Raw genomic sequence first — 17,614 nt, forward strand, 5'->3', positions numbered from 1 at the left:
ATGTTTCATCCATGAATTTAGTTCAATTGAAAGGGGCTTTCATTACGGACGTATGGCGTAAAGCTTTGGTGCTGCCATAGAACCTTCAAAAGCTTTTAAAATTCGCTTCGGATAAGCTTCCAGTTCGGACAGCGTAGCGATTAGAAAAGCGGGAGCCTCGTTTCCAGGTTCCTCTGACAATACCCTAACTTGCTCCAATGTCGTGTAGGCGAACCTCCCCCAAGGCACCGTATCTGTTCCTGCAGCCGGATCGATCCAAAAGGGAATATGCAAGCCATGAAACCAGGCCGCTTTAAGCACCTGCTCCGCAAATGCGCCGGAGCCATACAGCGTTAAAGAGCGGATGCCGTCCCTTTTAACCCTTTGAATGGTATCGAAAATCATGGCCTGACTGCCGAAGCTATCCCCGTGCCGCAAATAATAATGATACAAATAGTACGGAAAACGTCTGGTCACCATGCCTTGCGGCCAATTTACATTCATAACCGACGGCGCATAATTGCAGCTGTTGAGGAAAGCTTCCGGCCCCGCCAAGTACCATTTCTCGGCTACTGCTCCGCAAATCGGGGCTATATACTCCGTGCAGAAATTGTCCTGGTGCGTTAAATCTCCCAATAAGCCCGCCTCTTCCGGCTTCGGCATCGCAAGAACGCGGTGCAGCGGCTTGCTCCACTCTTCAGGCTGGGCGGACGCCCGCTTAAGCCGTCCTTCTTTTTGCCGCAGCAGGTAGGCATAGTAGCTTTGAAAAGCAAGCGCTCCTTTTTGACAGGCTTGTTTGCTTGCAAATTCTTCATCCGTTCTGTGCAGCTGCGCTTGTACCGGAATAATGCGCCCGGACTCCTCTGCGACGTAGCGAAGGGTTGAGCCGAAACTCCCCATCATCAGCTCCTCCAAAAAAGCCGGGGTTCTCGCGATTCGCTTCCCCGCCTCGCTGCCGCCGCTGCCGGAACGCAGCATGCTGCGAATATCCATCCCTTGCAGACGAAGCTCATCCAGCCGATTGGCGCCGACGGCGAGTAAATGGGTCATTTGCGGCTGCAATCCTGCGAGACTCACGATCTTTTCCAATGCTCCCTGAATCGTTCCTTGAAATCCGATATCGACCGTCACTAACCGCTCCGGCGCGCCAAATTCCTGCCTCAAATAGCCTACAAAGAGCTGCCGATGCCGCTCAATAGACGCTAAGAGTCTGCTTTGGACGGAGTCGCTAAGCAGATAACTCCGCAGATTATCATAGATGGTTTGGCCGCTCTCCCCGGAAATGTGCCTGCACGCTTCGACCGTTTCCACTAGGAATCCTTTAAAACGCTCTTCTTCTTCCAGACCGATATCAAGAACCTCGAAAAGCTCACCCACCTTCAAGCCGTGAATGCCCAGCAAATACGCAAGCTCCGCCTCGCCAAAACGCTCCAGCCCCGCCATAAAAGTCGCTTGCCTGGACACATAAACGGGCTTCACCTGAAGCTCTACGCCTCTTTGCTGTGCGGCATGCTCAAGCATCGGAGCCAGCAAATACGCTTCTCTCATCAGCGGATTCACGCAAGCGATGCCTTCTTGAACGCAAACATCAAGCACCCACTCGCATAGGGTATGCAAAAATGGCCCCAGCACTTCGGCGCCAAAACGGTAAAACATGCCTTCCCGATCTCCGTCGCTAGCAGCCATATCCGAGGCCGCAGCCAGCTTTCGCAGCGACTTCCATGCCGGTAGCACATCGCCATGTTTGACAAATTCCCAGTGATGCACGCTATCGAAATGCTCGGGAACGACAGGATAGTGCAGTCCTCTAACGCCCTCTTTCGCTGCTCCCTCCACATCTGCGGCCGCATTGTCGCCAATATGCACGATCGTCGATGCATCAATCTGCGGGTACAGCTCTTTGAGTCTGGCAAACAGATGTCCCGATGACTTGCCCTCCCGCTCCTCCGAAGATACGAGCAGCGTGTCCACACTGGACAGATCCAGACCTGCGGACCCAAGAATCCGCCGAAGCTGGTCTGACGACAAATACATATCCGACAGCAGCGCTACCGGTATCTGCTCTTTTTTACAGGCATACAACAAGGAAGCTACATGAGGGTTCAAATAGCAAACATCCTCCTCGGTTTCCACTTCCAACTGAACCAGCTTGCCCCTGTTCACAATGGAGGCCGGCATTTCATCATAAATTTGCTCCAACGTGACTTCGCCGAAGCCTGTCTGTGCGGCCTGCTTTTCACGCGCTTTATGCTCGGCCCTCATGCGCATTTCTTTGAATGCCGATGGCGTGATCGAGCCTTTGAGACCGCCCTTCAGGTGGGCCCGCTCAGCTATTTGGATAAAAACATCAGACGGATTCGCGACAGTCCGGAATAAGAGCGTATCGAAGATGTCCAGACTTAGCAGCCGGACAGCCTGTAATTGCCCTTTTAAGGCGCTCAGATAACGATCATTTTCCCATAAAAGTAAATTAAGCGTGCGTATCGGGGTATGCGAACTTTGCAGCATCAAGAGCCTCCTTAGCGTTTGACGTAAAAGAAAACTTGAGCGAATGGATTTGAGAAGTATTACTCATTTGAGGTAAGCTTTATTTATGATAAATCGGAGGTGCTTCATGTTGTCTGACCAACCCTTGGTGTCCATTATTATTCCAACGTATAATCGCCGCATAGAGCTCGCTGAGCTTGCAGAATCATTATACCGCCAAACGTACAAAAACTTGCAAATCATTATCGTCAACGATGCCGGACCTGCGGTAGATTTCATTCAGGATCTGTATCCCGAACTCGACATCCAGATTGTGAATATGCCGCAAAACCTGAAGCACGTTCACGCTCGAAACCGCGGTCTGCAAGAGGTGAAAGGCGATTACATCATGCTGTGCGATGATGACGATTTGCTGCTCCCGATCCATATCGAACGGATGCTGCAAGAAATCGAAGGCTACGATCTCGTATATCCCGACGTTGAAATTTTCGATTATGTGTATGAGAACGAGGCCCGCTCCATTACGAACCGGTTCGTTTTTGCCTATGAATTCGATGTGCCGGCGATGCGCAGGTTCTCGACCTTCTTCTCCTCCGGCTGCATATTCCGTCCTGAGTTGATGGATGCTCTGGGACCTTTTGACACCGAGGTATTCCATTATTGGGACTGGGATTTCTTCCTGCGAGCGGCCGAGCAATTCCGCGTGAAGCGTGCGCCGGTTGCCAGCGTCCTCTATGCGTTTGCGCAGCAGGGCACGAGCAACATGTCGGGCCAGCTCGACAATATGCGCCCCTTTTTGGACATGCTCTCCGTTAAGCACGGGCTCGGCGATTTGCCGACGAAGAACTTCTTCCTCCTGCTGGAGGAACCGGAAGTGAAAGAGCGTCAAGCCAAGACCGAAATCGTCTGGGACGGAGAACCGATCCGCTCGCGTCTAGTCAAATAAACCTTTGCCGTACAAGCTGCGAAACTCGCTCGGCGTCATCCCTTCATGCTCCTGAAACCGCTGGTTAAAATAGCTTGCGCTGGCATAACCGGCTTGCACAGCAATATCCTTGATCGGCAAGCTTTCCTTCTCAATGAGGCGCTGCTTTGCGAACTGCATGCGGCATAGCGTAATGAAAGAGAGCGGCGTCATCGAAGTCGCTTTGCGAAACAATTTGCAGAAATAATACGTGCTTACGCCTGTGAGCTCCGCCCATTCTTCCAGGATGAACGGTTCGCAGGCTTTTTGCTGCATAGTGGGAAGGATCGCCAGAATCCGGTCCACGGATTCCACCCCCCGATTGCTCGTTAAAGGCGCGGCGTAGCTCATGAATTCACTCAAAATTTTGTAGCTTAACGTGGAAAGATTCGTCGGCTTCACAATGTTATTGGCCTCCGCTTCCAGCAGCAGCTCATGAAACGCTTCCTCCAGTTCGCTCCATCTTTTGAGCGTCCACAACGTCCGCAGAAAGCCTTTTTCCAGCATAAACTCCTTCAAATGATTCCCGTAAAAATGAACCCATCGAACGTCCCAAGGATCTTCTTTGGAGGAGTAATAGCGCTGCTCTTGGAACGGGAAGTACAGGAAAGCATCGCCTTTTTGAAGCACATGCTGCTCTCCTTCGATCTCCACATACCCTTTGCCTGAAAGGATAAAATGGATGCTGTACGTCTCATAATAGCCTTCTTGCCGGTAAATGGAATGGTCGGGATAATCTTGGTACCAGCCAACCGATTCCGGAAAAATAAAATACGAGGATTGCTGCAGCCTCGGCAGCATAACTTGCCGTCTCATCCCTCGCGCCCCTTCCCTTAATGACAATATTCCGATATCAGATGCAATATATTATCATATTCATTTTAAATAACTCGATTTATAATAACAATATACCGCTATCAAATATTTTACTAGAAGGAGATATGCTCTCATGACTAAGCTTCGTTGGGGAATTTTAGGATGTGCCGGGATTGCAATTCGGGCGTGTATTCCGGGAATTGTGCAGTCCAAAACAGGAATTGTAAGCGCTATAGCCAGCCGCAGTTTGCAGAAATCTCAGGAAGTTGCCGAAAAGCTGGGTATTCCAACCGCCTATGGCAGTTATGAGGAATTAATTGCGGATCCGGATATCGATGCCTTGTACATCCCTCTGCCGAATCATCTGCATAAAGAATGGACCATTCGCGCTGCCGCTGCCGGAAAGCATGTGCTTTGCGAAAAACCGGCTGCGCTGACAGCTGCCGAAGCGGAAGAAATGGTAGCAGCCTGCGAGCAAGCCGGCGTACAATTCGCGGAAGCGTTCATGTACAGACATCACCCACGCTACGAACGGATCAAAGAGATCATTGCATCCGGGGAAATCGGCGACCTTCGCGGTATCCATGGCGCCTTCACGTTCAGCAACCCGGACGACAGCAAAAATGTTCGCTACAAACGTGAGTGGGGCGGCGGTTCGCTCTATGACGTAGGCTGCTACCCGATCTCCGCTGCGAGAATGATTCTGGGCCGGGAGCCTGAGGCGGTTACGACCCATGCGTTCTTCTCCCCTGAACACGATGATGTCGATATGATGATGTCGGGCTTGGTCGAGTTCAGCGGCAGCGTTGCGCTAACGTTTGACTGCGGCATGTGGGCGGGATTCCGCAATACGCTTGAAATCGTAGGCGCCAAAGGGCGCATTGAGGTTCCTTCCGCCTACGTAACCCCGACCGAGGAATCCGGCCAGTTCATCGTCCATGTCGGCAATGAGCGCCGGGTAGAGAACGTCCCGTTCCTTAATCAATACGCGCTGGAGGTCGACGATCTCGCTTACGCCGCTTGGGGCGAGAAGCAGCCGAACTTTCCTGCGAGCGATGCCACTCTTAACATGAAAGTGCTGGATGCTTGTCTGGAATCAGCAAGAAAGCGCTCCCGAATTGTTCTGTAACGACCACTACGACCATGCGAAAGGCTGGGATGACCGCGATGAAACATATTCAAATTAAAGGCTTAGATAAACCGGTTTCCAAACTGATTATGGGCTCTGATTTTTTCCGTCTGAATAACGGTCAGGAAGTCAGCGACATTCTTGGACATTACTTGGCGATTGGCGGCAATACCATTGACTCCGCCTTCATTTACTGCGGCGGCGAAAGCGAGCAGGCGCTTGGTATCTGGATGGATGAGCTGGGCAACCGCGACGACATCAACATTTTCACCAAAGGCGCGCACCATGATCAGCACGGTCCCCGCGTGAATGCGGAAGCGATCCGCAGCGACCTGTTCACCTCGCTCGAGCGGCTGCGCACGGACTACATCGACCTCTATGCGCTGCATCGGGACGATCCGGCGATACCGGTCGGCGTGATCCTGGAAGCGCTGAACGAGCATGTAGAAGCCGGACGCATTCGTGCTTTCGGCGGCTCCAACTGGACGCATGCGCGTCTGCAGGAAGCGAACGATTATGCCGCGAAGAACGGCCTCATCGGCTTCAGCTTCAGCTCTCCGAACCTCAGCCTCGCGAAAGCCAAAGAGCCGTTCTGGAGCGGCTGCGTCTCCGTCGACGAGGAAGCTCTGCGCTGGCACGAAGCTGCGCAGCTGCCGCTGCTGTCCTGGTCTTCCCAGGCGCGCGGATTCTTCACAGGCCGGTACTCGCCGGACGTGCTCGACAACGCCGACCTCGTCCGCGTCTTCTACAGCGACGAGAACTGGACGCGGCTGCGCCGCGCGGAACAGCTGGCGCAGGAAAAAGGCGTAACCGCGATCCAGATCGCGCTCGCCTATGTGCTGAGCCAGCCGTTCCCGGCTTGCGCGCTCATTGGCCCGCGCAGCGAAGCCGAAATGCTTTCATGCCGCGACGGCGCGGAGCTTGTGCTCACTCCGCAGGAGTTGGCATGGCTTGATTTGACTGCTGCTACCGTGTAGCAAATTAAGTTTGGGATGCCCCGGCTGCTTGCGGCCGGGGCTTTTGACGTTTAGCTATGCCCCTCTCACCGCCTATTCCCCTTAAATAAAGGACTGTCATTCTCTTGCGACGAAAGAAATAGTCATTACAGTACGATTTTACTGTCTAAGGCTCACCGCATCAGGTTCATCGGCAAATCCATCATAATGACGGAGTTGATTCTATTGAAATATTTTATCATTACCGGGACATCCCGTGGTCTGGGCGAAGCCATGGCGCTTCAGCTCATTTCTCCGGAACACCGCCTGATCTGTATTTCCAGAGGAAAGAACGACGCGCTAATGGCGAAGAGCAGTCACCTCCATTACATCGAATATGATTTGAATAACATCGACGGCATTGACGCTTTAATGGAACAAATATGCCGCGAAATCGATGTGACAAATGCCGAAGGCATCTACTTGATCAATAATGCCGCCGTTCTGGCACCATTTTCACGCATCGAGGAGGCGGGCTCACAAGCATTGATAACTAATCTCCATGTTAATCTGCTGGCTCCCATGCTGCTTACCTCATGTTTTATTCGTTTTACCGACCATCTGCAGATCGAGAAGCGGATTTTGAACATTTCCTCCGCCTCTGCCAAGCATCTTCTTCCTGGTATGAGCGTGTATTGTGCCGCTAAGGCCGGGCTGGATATTTTCTCAAAAAGCGTGGGGTTGGAACAGGGCAATGAACCTAACTCCGTCAAAATCGTATCCGTTTGGCCCGGCATGATCGATACGGGCTTGCAAGAAGAAGCAAGAAATGCCAGCCAAGGCGCAGCTGGCTCAGCGGACATTTTCAGAACGGTAAAAGATCGGGGCATGCTCGCATCTCCTGCGGCAACAGCCGAACAATTGATCAAGCTGCTGCTTGGCCATTCCTTTCAGCAGGGGAGCGTTGTCGAAGAGCTTCGCGCAGAGCCTGACACCTAATGGACGGCTCATCCATCCACATGATAAGATAGACGTAAGAGTTACTTACATCGTTAGCTAGCTTTCCTGAGGGAAAGCTTTTTAGGAGGTTCCATGGGAAAGACAGATATTCGCCGAGATGCCATTATGCAAGCCATTAAAGATAAAGGCTCCATCGCCTTGACCGATATCGTACAGCAGTTTGCCGTATCCGAAGCAACGGCTAGACGGGACCTTGAAATTTTAGAACAAGAGAAACGCTGCATCCGCACCTTCGGTGGCGCCGTGCTGGAAAGCCTGAAGGTGGAAGTCCCCTTTTTCAACAAAATGGACCTCTGTACGGAAGAGAAGAAAGAAATCGCCGACAAAGCGCTAAACTATATTGAAGATGGCGATATCATCGGCTTAACAGGCGGGACGACAACGACGTTCATTGCCAAGAAGCTCAACCAATTCAAGAACCTCACCGTTATCACCAATGCAGTCAATATCGCCTATGAATTGATCGGCACACAAGGGCTGCAGCTCATTCTGACAGGCGGTGTGATTCGCACGCAAACGTTCGAGCTGTCAGGTCCACTCGCCAATGCGACACTCGATAACCTCAGCATCCGCAAAACGTTCATGGGCGTAGACGGCATTTCGCTAACGCGCGGCATGATGATCTATAATGAGCTGGAAGCCGAGACGAACCGCCGGATGATGAAGCGATCGATGGAAACTTTCCTCGTTGCCGACCATTCTAAGTTTAGCCGGAGCTCTTTATTTGTCATCGGCGAAGTGCAGGAAACGACCGGAATTATTAGCGATTCCAAAATAACCCCGGAAATGAAAGAAGCCTTCCAAGATGCCGGAGCCCGTTTCTTGTAAAATAAAAAAACTCGATCTCACGGTTCATTTGCCGCGGGGATCGAGTTTTTTCAATTAGCAGCACCTGTTGATTTTACCGCTCTCATAACGCTCATGCAGGGAATGCAGGTAGAACTCTTTCTCCGTCAAAAGGACGGCGTCCGGATGGCACTCCTGCTGGTGCTTCACATATTTGGCATAGTCCGGAATATTGAAAATAACTTTGATCGTCGAATTTACCTTGCCCGTAAAGCTGGCGATCGCTCTCAAGACATATCACGCTCCGAATGTGGATTGGACGAACGGCGATTCTTGTAGTTGAGGCTTTTGCTTCTGAATCAAAATGTTGAACCATAGGCGCAGCGAAATGATGATCATCAGAATAACAACGATGCCGAAGAAAATCGTTAGCCCCGCATCGATATAGTTGTTCGTTACGATTTGGTGCATGACGTCCATATTTTTGGCCGGCGCAATGACTTGTCCTTTATCGATGCCCTCTTGATACTTTTTCGCTGCCGCTAAAAATCCGATGCTGGCGTTTGCGGAAAATGCTTTTTGGTAGCCCGCAGTCAGCGTAGTCACGGCCAGGAACACGAAGGGGATCATGCCAACCCAGGCATAGCGGGCTTTGCCCATTTTGATCATAATCGTAACCGCTACGGCTAGCGCAATGGCCGCCAGCATTTGATTGGCAATGCCAAAAAGCGCCCATAAAGAGTTGATACCGCCGAACGGATCGACAGCCCCCTGATACAGAAAGTACCCCCAAGCCAAGCAAACGATGAGCGAAGCAATGAAATTGTATCTCAAATCTTTGGTTTGCCCAAAAGGCTTATAGAAATTGCCGACTAAATCCTGCAGCATAAATCGGCCGACGCGCGTCCCCGCATCCACGGCAGTCAAGATAAAGACAGCTTCGAACAAAATCGCGAAATGATACCAGAACGCTTTGGCGCCGCTTAAAAAAGTAGAGAAAATTTCAGCCATCCCCACCGCCAGCGTTGGCGCTCCGCCCGTGCGGGAGAGAATGGTCTTTTCGCCGATTTCTTTGGCCGTGCTTGTAATCAGATCCGGGGTTAAGGTGAAGCCCCAGGATGAAATTTTGGCCGCGGCTGCTGCAGGATCGGTTCCAATAACCGCTGGTGAAGAATTCATCGCGAAGTACAGGCCGGGCTCCAGGGAGCAAGCGGCAATCAAAGCCATAACCGCGACGAAGGATTCCGCGGCCATACCGGCAAAGCCGATAAACGGCGCATGGCTTTCTCTATCGATCATTTTGGGCGTCGTCCCGGATGAAATCAACGAATGGAACCCGGAAACCGCGCCGCACGCAATCGTGATGAACAAGAACGGGAACAAGTTGCCCGAAAATACAGGCCCGGTTCCATCAATAAACTTCGTTACGGCAGGCATTTTTAGCTCTGGTAAAATAACCATAATGCCGCCAGCGAGTAGGAGGATAACGCCGATTTTCAAAAATGAGCTTAAATAATCCCGCGGAGCAAGCAGTACCCAGACGGGCAAAATGGAAGCGATAAGGCCGTAAACCACCATTAAAACCGCAATTTGCGGAGCGGTGAACGTAAACATTTCTGCCAGCGCCGGACTTGCCGCAATATACTGGCCTGACCACAAAACGATCATCAACAAAACGAAGCCGATGATAGAGCCCTCGATCACTTTGCCCGGACGGATGTAGCGCATGTAAAAGCCCATGAATATGGCGATCGGCATCGTCATGGCGATGGTGAACATGCCCCACGGAGATTCGGCCAACGCTTTCACAACAACGAGCCCGAGAACGGCCACGATGATGATCAAGATCGCTAGCGTTGCAATGGAGGCTAACGTTCCGCTGAACCGGCCCACTTCATCCTTGGCCATTTGTCCAAGCGACTTGCCGTCACGGCGCATGGAGCCGACAAGGGTCACAAAGTCCTGCACGCAGCCCGCTAGAACGGCCCCGATAATAATCCAGAGAATGCTTGGCAAGTACCCCATCTGCGCGGCCAGAATCGGACCCACAAGCGGTCCTGCGCCTGCGATTGCAGCAAAATGATGACCGAACAAAACATATTTATTCGTCGGCACGAAGTCCTTGGAATCGTTATGAACGTGGGCAGGGGTTGCCCGGTTGTCATTCAGCTCATAGATCTTTTTGGCGATAAAACGGCTGTAGAAACGGTACCCGAACGAATACGTACAAATGGCAGCAACGATCAGCCATATCGCCGAAATGCTCTCGCCTCTCGAAAGCGCAAGCATGGCGAAGCCTGACGCGCCGAGCAGGGCGATGACCGCCCAAATTACGTAGGAAGCGAATTTGTTTTTTAAAAGAAACATGTGTGTGAACACCCTCCAAAATGAACATGAATGTTAGCGCTTACAATGAGTATAGCTTGTCTGAGAAACAAGCGGAATACTTGGAACGCAACATGCCATTTTCGTGCCTCATGATGTTAAATTTCGAGTTTCAAACGCAGCATCTTCACATAATTTCGGCTTACAGGTATCGTGCATCGTCCGGCATCTTCCATGAGCAGATTGTACGCTCCGTTCACCCAAGTCTTCATTTCGGAAATGGACGCGAGGTTGACCAGATAGCTTTTGTGGCAGCGGAAAAAACCGTACGGCTCCAGCTTCTGCTCCAGTTCCGATAAGGTGTAAGAGACGATATAGGCCTTATCATAGAGGTGAACCTGTACATGCTTGACCTCCTTACTGATATATATGATATCTTTCGGCGATACATAAATAATTCCCTCATCCAATTCCAGCGCAAGCTTTACGCTTGTCTTAACGGATGGCAGAGGGCTCCCGCTTGCGGGCGCTGCGCCGCTGTGAGACTGTATTTTGCGGAGCTCGCGGAAAACCATGGCGATATCCTCTTCATCGTACGGCTTCAGCATATAGTGAAACGCGCGAAGCTTAAACGCATGAACGGCATATTGATCATAGGCTGTGGAAAATACGATTTTCACCTGCGGATTGATTTCGCCTACGATTTCGGCAACCTGCAGCCCGTTTAGATCCGGCATGTCCATATCCAGAAACAAGACATCCGGCGCTAATTCTTTGACCTTCTTGATTGCATCCATCCCGCCGGATGCCGCAGTAACCTTATCCACCTCCGCATGGTTTTCCAACAAATAAATCAGTTCTTCTCTAGCCGGCTCTTCATCGTCCGCAATGACAATATTCCAACCCACCCGCGATTCACCTCACCCAAAATGTAATCATCGTACCTTCCCCCGGCTTGCTCACGATTTCCAGCGGATGCTCTTTACCGTAATGATAATTCAACCGCTGCTCGATATTCCGCATAGCCATGCCGGCGTGCTCTCCTTGACTGCCCAGTTCGGCGGCTTCCAGTCCGATTCCGTTGTCCTCTACAGTAATACGTGTTCGAGACATGCCATTGTTGCGCTCCTCTTGCACGGTAAGCCTGATGATTCCGATGCCCGGCTTGTTTTTAATACCGTGAACAATGGCATTCTCAATCAGAGGTTGGATCGTAAACGGAGGAATCGAATGATCCAGCAGCCTTTCATCGATCTCCGCGTAAAATTCCATCTGATCCCCCAAGCGGGATTTGATCAAGCTGAGGTAAGACATCACCAATTCGTATTCATCACGTATGGTGATGAGGCTCTGATTCCCATGGCTCATATTTTTGCGCAAAAATCTGGATAAGTGCATGACCATCTGACGCGCCTCTTCCGGCTTCGTGCGGATAAAGGATTTGACCGTGTTCAGGACATTAAACAGGAAGTGAGGATTCATTTGCGCCTGCAGCGAGCGAATCTCGGCATCCGCCAACAGCTGCGTCTGACGCTCGGATTCGACGAACGCATACTGCTGAGAGAGCAGTTCCGCCAGGGACGATAGCATTCGTCTGCGTGACGGATTGTCATCCTGTTCCCGCTCGAAATACAAGCGAAACTGCCCGACCAGCGGGCGATTCGGAACACGGATGAGCAGATCGGTCCAATACTGCGTTTTTCTGCCTTCTACTACCCACGCTTTCCCATCCTTACTGAAAAATGCGCCGGCAGCCCTCATCTCCTCATTCAACACTTTTCCAATTTCCGCTACGGCCTTATCGAACTCCAGACGCCATAGCGGCATTGTCATATCCGCAATCTGCAGCGCTTTACGGGCATGCTCATCACCGATTCGCGCCTCTTCCCGCTCCATCGTATTGTACAGCACAAAATACAAGGCAACGCCGACACTGTTTGCGAGTGTTTGCGGCAAGCCAATAAGCGAAACCAGCTGAACCGCATCATCCCACGGCTTGGCTAAAGCAAGAATAAGCAGCATCTGCACGGATTCGGCCATGAAGCCAACCAAGAAAGCGAGCTGCACCGACGATACTTGACGGAAGCGCTTCTTGAATGCATTGCGGCACAGCCCTGCCAAAATTCCTTGCAGAATGGGCGCGATCATACAAGCAACGGCAACGAATCCCCCTAAGCTGTAGCGATGAACTCCTGCCAAGACGCCGACGATGAACCCGCTCTTGACGCCGCCGAGCAGTCCGGCAATGACAACGCCAACGGTTCGCGCGTTCGCGATCGCCGCCGTCGGCGCAACTTCGCCGATCCAAGGCGCCGGCCTGTACGTATAGTCGGAAACGGTCACACCCGAATACGTCGCAAGAATCGCATAAGCGGAAAAAAAGATCAGGAAACGCCATTGATACGTCCTGTCGCCTTGATAGCTCATGTAACTGCGCATCCAGCGGCTGCGGGAGAAAGCAAACGCAAGCGCTATTAAGAAACCCACCCGTTCCATCATATCCACGAACAACTGAAGCAACTGAAGCATGAATCACTCACCTTTTATATGCTCATACCGTAATCCTATCAGAAATCGCGCGTGCTTGCAGTAGGATGAGCCCGGTACCTCCCCCAAAACAAATAGGGACCGCCCGTGAAGGTCAGATTAGACCCTCCGAGACAGTCCCATTTGTAAATAATCCACTACACCCTAGCTTGCATTCGCTTCCTCGGCCTTCGGCTGAGCCGCTGCACTTGCTTTGTACTTCAACGTAGGCAGCATAATGAATACGCCAATCAGGAAGAGAACGGCCGAAGTGACATAAATGGACTCCAGCGAGAATGAAGCCTTAATTCTTCCCGCCAAACTCATCGTAAGCACCATCGCTCCCATGAACAGCGGGTTCAAAATCCCATTCACTCGACCGACGAACGCTTCCTCCGTGTTGCCGAGAATCATCGTGGAGATCCCGATTTGAATAGCCGGCATGACAAACCCGGAGAAAAATTGCATCAACAGCGCCACCCATACCAAATGGGTTAACCCCATGACCGCAAAAGCTACAACACTGACAGACATCCCGACAATCAGCAGCGCTTGCGGCGACACTTTCTTGGAAAAGCCCATCGTCATACCGCCGCCGAGAATCATCGCAATGCCGTTAGCCGCCATAAACCATTGCAAATGATCTTTCGGCAAACCCAGATTTTCCGTCACAAGGAAGATTCCCAGCGGGGAGATTAAACCGATCGCCAAACCTGCTACGGCAAAGCAGCTGCCGAGGGTGACGAGCATTTTATTTTTCAGAACATATTCAAATCCTTGACCCATTTCAGCAAAAATGTGCGTGGATGGCTTCTCGGCGTCTCCTTCATTTCTGCGATCCGCAGGAAGAAACGTCAGCGCAAGTGCGGAAAGCAGGAAGCACACGCCCATGATGGCCACAGCGACTTCGATCCCGAAGCGATAGTAGACGAAAGTGCCCATGATAGGCCCCAAGATCATGAAGATCGCCATCATGGATTGAAACAATGACATCCCCATCTGCATTTGGGATTCATGCACATGTACCTTGAACAGCTTCATCCCGGACGGTTGGGAGAACTGGGACAAGATGGAGGAGACCAGCGTAGCGAAGAAGATCGCCTTCCATGAGCCGTAGTACAGGGTAATCATAATGACAAACACGGAAACGGCACTGAGGATATCGCACCAAACCATCGTTAATTTGGGCCTCCACCGGTCCGCAAAAGCACCGCCAATAAAGGAAAAAATGAAGATTGGCGCAAACTCGGCCACCGAAATTAAAGAAACCGAGTAAGGATCGTTATTGGTCATATCCGTGACATAAAGAAGAATCGCAAAGTTACGAATCCAGATTCCGATTTGCAACAAAAGACCGGACAGCATAATGGATTGCACGAAACGATTGGCAAAAAACGAGCGCATCGTCGGCGCATCCGAGGCTATAACTCTAGACAAAACAAACACCCCTTCGCAAAATAAAATAGATCCATAAAATGTAACTATTTCCTGACGTAACAAGAAGAAAAAAGTTGCACTAACCTCATCTAATTTAACGAAAAAGGGGGTTTAGCGTCTAGTGAAATAGGTCATATGACCAGTCATAATATCCTTGCCTTATACCTCCTGTCTCCATCCGACCGGATACTGCTCCGACAAAGTGACAGGCAGCCGCCCAACCGGTTTCTCAATCCCGAGCAGCACATTCGCCAGGGACACCATCGCGAGCGGACGATTTTCGTAACAGGCTAAATACGTCTTAACCTCAGGAAATTCAAGCAAATCATAGGGGTTGCGGCCGGCGGCTACGATAAGATGCAAATCTTCTTTCCCGGCCAACGCTTTGACCAATGCCGTCTGTCCTGGCGAGAACGCCGCATTGTACGTTACCACGACCACCTGCTTCGCACTCCCGGCTGCTTGAAGAGCCGCGGCAACCTCCGACTCCGAAGGGTACAGTCCCAGGTACAATTCTTGAACAGGCTTCCCCGAGAGTGCAGACAGCGTGCTGCCCAGCGTCCCCTGCCGGTCCACAACCTCATCGATTTCCGTGCCCGTCTGCACTTCCGTCCAAATCACGAGCGTCGGCTCGTTCCTATCCAGAAACTTGCCAGCTTCATGCTTCACCAGCGTAATGCTTTTACGACTGAGCTCCTTCGCCAAAAACTGATGCTCCGGCGTTGAAATAGCGCCTTCCGGGATCGGTTCAAGCTTATCGTACTGAATGTCCCTTTTGCATTTATAGGTCATTACCCGCAGAACCGACTCATCAATACGTGACTCCGGAATTCGTCCGCTTTCAACGGCTGCAATCACCGCTTCTATGGCCGACACTTGGCGATCCAGCCTGTGACTAACCAGAATAAGATCCGATCCGGCCTCAATGGCGCGCACGGCGCCTTCTGCGACTCCGATGCCTTCGGATATCGCCTTCATCTCCAGACAGTCCGTGACGACGAGGCCTTTGAACCCCAGTTCCTCCCGCAGCAGCTCCGTTAAAATGCGATACGATAACGTGGACGGGACACCGTTTTGTTCTAGGGCCGCGAACACGACATGCGCGGTCATAATCGCGTCCACGCCTCCTTCAATCGCTTTGATGAAAGGGGCCAGCTCAAGCTCCATGAGCCGTTCCATGCTGTGCGGAACAACCGGGAGATCATGATGCGAGTCCTCAGATGTATCCCCGTGCCCCGGAAAATGCTTAACCGTCGCAATCACGCCCATGTCCTGCAAGCCTTTCACGGCATGCGTCCCCATATCGCCTACGATCGCAGCCGTCTCCCCATAAGAACGTACGCCGATGACCGGATTCAAGCGGTTATTGTTAATATCGAGGCATGGCGCAAAGTTCATATTCACGCCCATCTGGCGCAATTCCTTGCCCATGATTTTGGAGCTTGCATAGACGCCCGCCGGTGCAAAAGCAGCCCCAAGCGCCATATTTCCCGGCAGCAGCGTGGCTCCCTTTTCAATCCGTGACACCATACCGCCTTCTTGATCCACAGCAATAAATAACGGCTGTCCGCCGCTGCGATGACTGATCTCTTGCAGTTCTGCCGACAAACGGGCCAATTGGTGCGCATCTTTCACATTACGTCGGAAATAGATGACGCCGCCAAGCCCATAATCCTCAATTAATTGCGTAATCGCAGCATTAGGCTCCGGTGATTCAAAGCCGCAAACGAACAATTGGCCGACCTTTTGACGCAGCGTTAACGGTTGATGCAGGCTGCCGGATGACGATAACATAACGGACACACTCCTTTGTTTAAATGGCTTATCTTTCAGGCATGCGGTTCATCCTGCTAATTCGTATGCGTTTCTTCCTTATTCGAAGCATCCTGCTGCTTCTGTATTTCCGTCATCAGCGTAACAGGATCGGTTCTTCCGCCGACTAATTCCTGCATGCCGCGCTCCAGCTTCTCGCGGACCTTCGTTTGAATGCGCGAGTCGAAGGCGGGGAAAGCCCCTTTACTGCTTGCAAACACATCCAAAATTTGCATAATCAGCGGATTCACATTGCTCGTATCCTGCAGCTTCATGGCCGGCGGCATGCCTTCTTCGACCAGCTGTCTTTTTTGCATCTCTTCCGTGTACATCTGCCTGATGAATTCCTTGATCGCAACAAGCTGCGCCGGGGTTGCTTTCTTCGAGAAGCCGTAAGCGTTAGACCAACCGCCATTGATATAGCCGTCGCCTGGACCGCCCATATCCGGGAAACTCATGAAACCTATGTCCTTCACAATGGCCGACTTTTCCGGATCAAGCAGCGGCGTATTGGCCCAGCTTCCGTCAAACATGAAAGCTGTCTCGCCGCTGCTGAATTTGTTTTGCTGCTCGGCATAGGACAGGGCTAAGCTGCCCTCTTGGAAGTACCCTTTTTTCACCAGCATATTGTATTTCTCAAAAGCATCCACAACATCAGGGTCCGTCCAATGCTTGCTTCCGTCCAGAAAGCCTTCGACTGACTTCGGCCCTGCCGTGCGCACCCACATCGTATTGCTCATCATGTTAATGACCCATGAATCTTTGGCCGCCAGCGCGAATGGCGTTATTTTCTGAGCTTTCAGCTTGGCTGCAGCAGCAAGCAGCTCCTCCCACGTTTGAGGCGGTTTGATTTGGTGATCGGCCAAAATCTTTTTGTTATAATACAAGCCCTCGACATATCCGGCCATCGGGATTCCATATATTTTGCCGTCGACTGTAAATTCCTCAAAGCTGTAGAACTTATTCATTAACCCCAGTTCGTTCAATATGGGCGTCAGATCAAGCAGCCTGTTCGCTTTGACATAATCCTTCGTATCCGTTCCGCCGAACAAGTCGAAAATCTCCGGCGGATTGCCGGTGGCCATCTCAGCCCGCAGCTTTTCAAACCGATTCACCTTGTCCTCTACACCATCCAGTGTAATCGACAGCCCCGGCACCTTCGCCTCCGTATTTTTCACGACCTCCTGCAGCATCGCCAAACGCTTTTTCTGCGTATCTTTGACCTGCGTGTGACGAATGGTCAGCATGACCGGTTCTGCTTTAGCCCCGGGACCGGGCGCTTCGCCGCTCGGATTGGTTAGGTTTATACGGCTGCAAGCGGACAGGACGAACGATGCGGTCACGACCCCCGCTACCTGGATCAACGTTCTTATTCTCATCTTCCTAGATCTCCCTTAG

At 51.6% G+C, this 17,614-nt stretch carries 14 protein-coding genes; 5 read left to right on the forward strand and 9 right to left on the reverse strand.

Annotated features, from left to right (window positions below; genetic code table 11):
* Positions 1-42: 42 nt before the first annotated feature.
* Positions 43-2,487 carry an HAD family hydrolase gene (locus AC3WRW_RS07675; protein ID WP_492545757.1) on the reverse strand — a complete coding sequence of 815 codons (2,445 nt, stop codon included), beginning with the start codon at positions 2,485-2,487 and terminating at the stop codon, positions 43-45.
* Between the two features lie 106 nt (positions 2,488-2,593).
* On the opposite strand from AC3WRW_RS07675, the gene AC3WRW_RS07680 reads away from it, so the two are divergent.
* A complete protein-coding gene (locus AC3WRW_RS07680; protein ID WP_492545758.1) occupies positions 2,594-3,412 on the forward strand; it encodes a glycosyltransferase family 2 protein in 819 nt (272 codons plus the stop codon).
* Here AC3WRW_RS07680 and AC3WRW_RS07685 read toward each other — a convergent pair.
* On the reverse strand, positions 3,401-4,246 hold the full coding sequence (locus tag AC3WRW_RS07685; RefSeq protein WP_492545759.1) for a helix-turn-helix transcriptional regulator: 846 nt from the start codon (positions 4,244-4,246) through the stop codon (positions 3,401-3,403). The two genes, AC3WRW_RS07680 and AC3WRW_RS07685, sit on opposite strands and share 12 nt — an antisense overlap.
* A gap of 133 nt (positions 4,247-4,379) precedes the next feature.
* Between AC3WRW_RS07685 and AC3WRW_RS07690 the strand changes: the two genes are divergently transcribed.
* From AC3WRW_RS07690 to AC3WRW_RS07705, 4 genes are all read left to right on the forward strand, one after another.
* Positions 4,380-5,375: a Gfo/Idh/MocA family protein gene (locus tag AC3WRW_RS07690; protein ID WP_492545760.1), complete on the forward strand. Its 996-nt coding sequence runs from the start codon at positions 4,380-4,382 to the stop codon at positions 5,373-5,375.
* Positions 5,376-5,413: 38 nt separating this feature from the next.
* A complete protein-coding gene (locus AC3WRW_RS07695; protein WP_492545761.1) occupies positions 5,414-6,352 on the forward strand; it encodes an aldo/keto reductase in 939 nt (312 codons plus the stop codon).
* 186 nt (positions 6,353-6,538) lie between these two features.
* Positions 6,539-7,309 carry an SDR family NAD(P)-dependent oxidoreductase gene (locus tag AC3WRW_RS07700; protein ID WP_492545762.1) on the forward strand — a complete coding sequence of 257 codons (771 nt, stop codon included), beginning with the start codon at positions 6,539-6,541 and terminating at the stop codon, positions 7,307-7,309.
* Positions 7,310-7,402: 93 nt separating this feature from the next.
* Entirely contained in the window at positions 7,403-8,158 is a 756-nt protein-coding gene (locus AC3WRW_RS07705; protein WP_492545763.1) for a DeoR/GlpR family DNA-binding transcription regulator, read from the forward strand.
* A 54-nt stretch (positions 8,159-8,212) separates the two neighbouring features.
* Here the strand turns inward: AC3WRW_RS07705 and AC3WRW_RS07710 are convergent, their stop codons facing one another.
* From AC3WRW_RS07710 to AC3WRW_RS07740, 7 genes are all read right to left on the reverse strand, one after another.
* The gene (locus AC3WRW_RS07710) at positions 8,213-8,407 is read right to left on the reverse strand and encodes a CstA-like transporter-associated (seleno)protein (RefSeq protein ID WP_492545764.1); all 195 of its coding nucleotides are present in this window, start codon (positions 8,405-8,407) and stop codon (positions 8,213-8,215) included.
* A 6-nt stretch (positions 8,408-8,413) separates the two neighbouring features.
* Positions 8,414-10,483 (reverse strand): carbon starvation CstA family protein, encoded by a 2,070-nt coding sequence (locus tag AC3WRW_RS07715; RefSeq protein WP_492545765.1) that lies wholly within the window; start codon positions 10,481-10,483, stop codon positions 8,414-8,416.
* A 116-nt stretch (positions 10,484-10,599) separates the two neighbouring features.
* The gene (locus AC3WRW_RS07720) at positions 10,600-11,349 is read right to left on the reverse strand and encodes a LytR/AlgR family response regulator transcription factor (RefSeq protein ID WP_492545766.1); all 750 of its coding nucleotides are present in this window, start codon (positions 11,347-11,349) and stop codon (positions 10,600-10,602) included.
* Positions 11,350-11,356: 7 nt separating this feature from the next.
* Positions 11,357-12,970, reverse strand: a complete 1,614-nt coding sequence (locus AC3WRW_RS07725; protein WP_492545767.1) for a LytS/YhcK type 5TM receptor domain-containing protein — start codon at positions 12,968-12,970, stop codon at positions 11,357-11,359.
* A gap of 162 nt (positions 12,971-13,132) precedes the next feature.
* Entirely contained in the window at positions 13,133-14,371 is a 1,239-nt protein-coding gene (locus AC3WRW_RS07730) for an MFS transporter (protein ID WP_492545895.1), read from the reverse strand.
* A 192-nt stretch (positions 14,372-14,563) separates the two neighbouring features.
* On the reverse strand, positions 14,564-16,198 hold the full coding sequence (gene nagZ, locus AC3WRW_RS07735; protein WP_492545768.1) for a beta-N-acetylhexosaminidase: 1,635 nt from the start codon (positions 16,196-16,198) through the stop codon (positions 14,564-14,566).
* Between the two features lie 56 nt (positions 16,199-16,254).
* Positions 16,255-17,595, reverse strand: a complete 1,341-nt coding sequence (locus AC3WRW_RS07740; RefSeq protein ID WP_492545769.1) for an extracellular solute-binding protein — start codon at positions 17,593-17,595, stop codon at positions 16,255-16,257.
* Positions 17,596-17,614: the final 19 nt, after the last annotated feature.

This window comes from Paenibacillus sp. FW126-R14 (genome assembly GCF_058789495.1).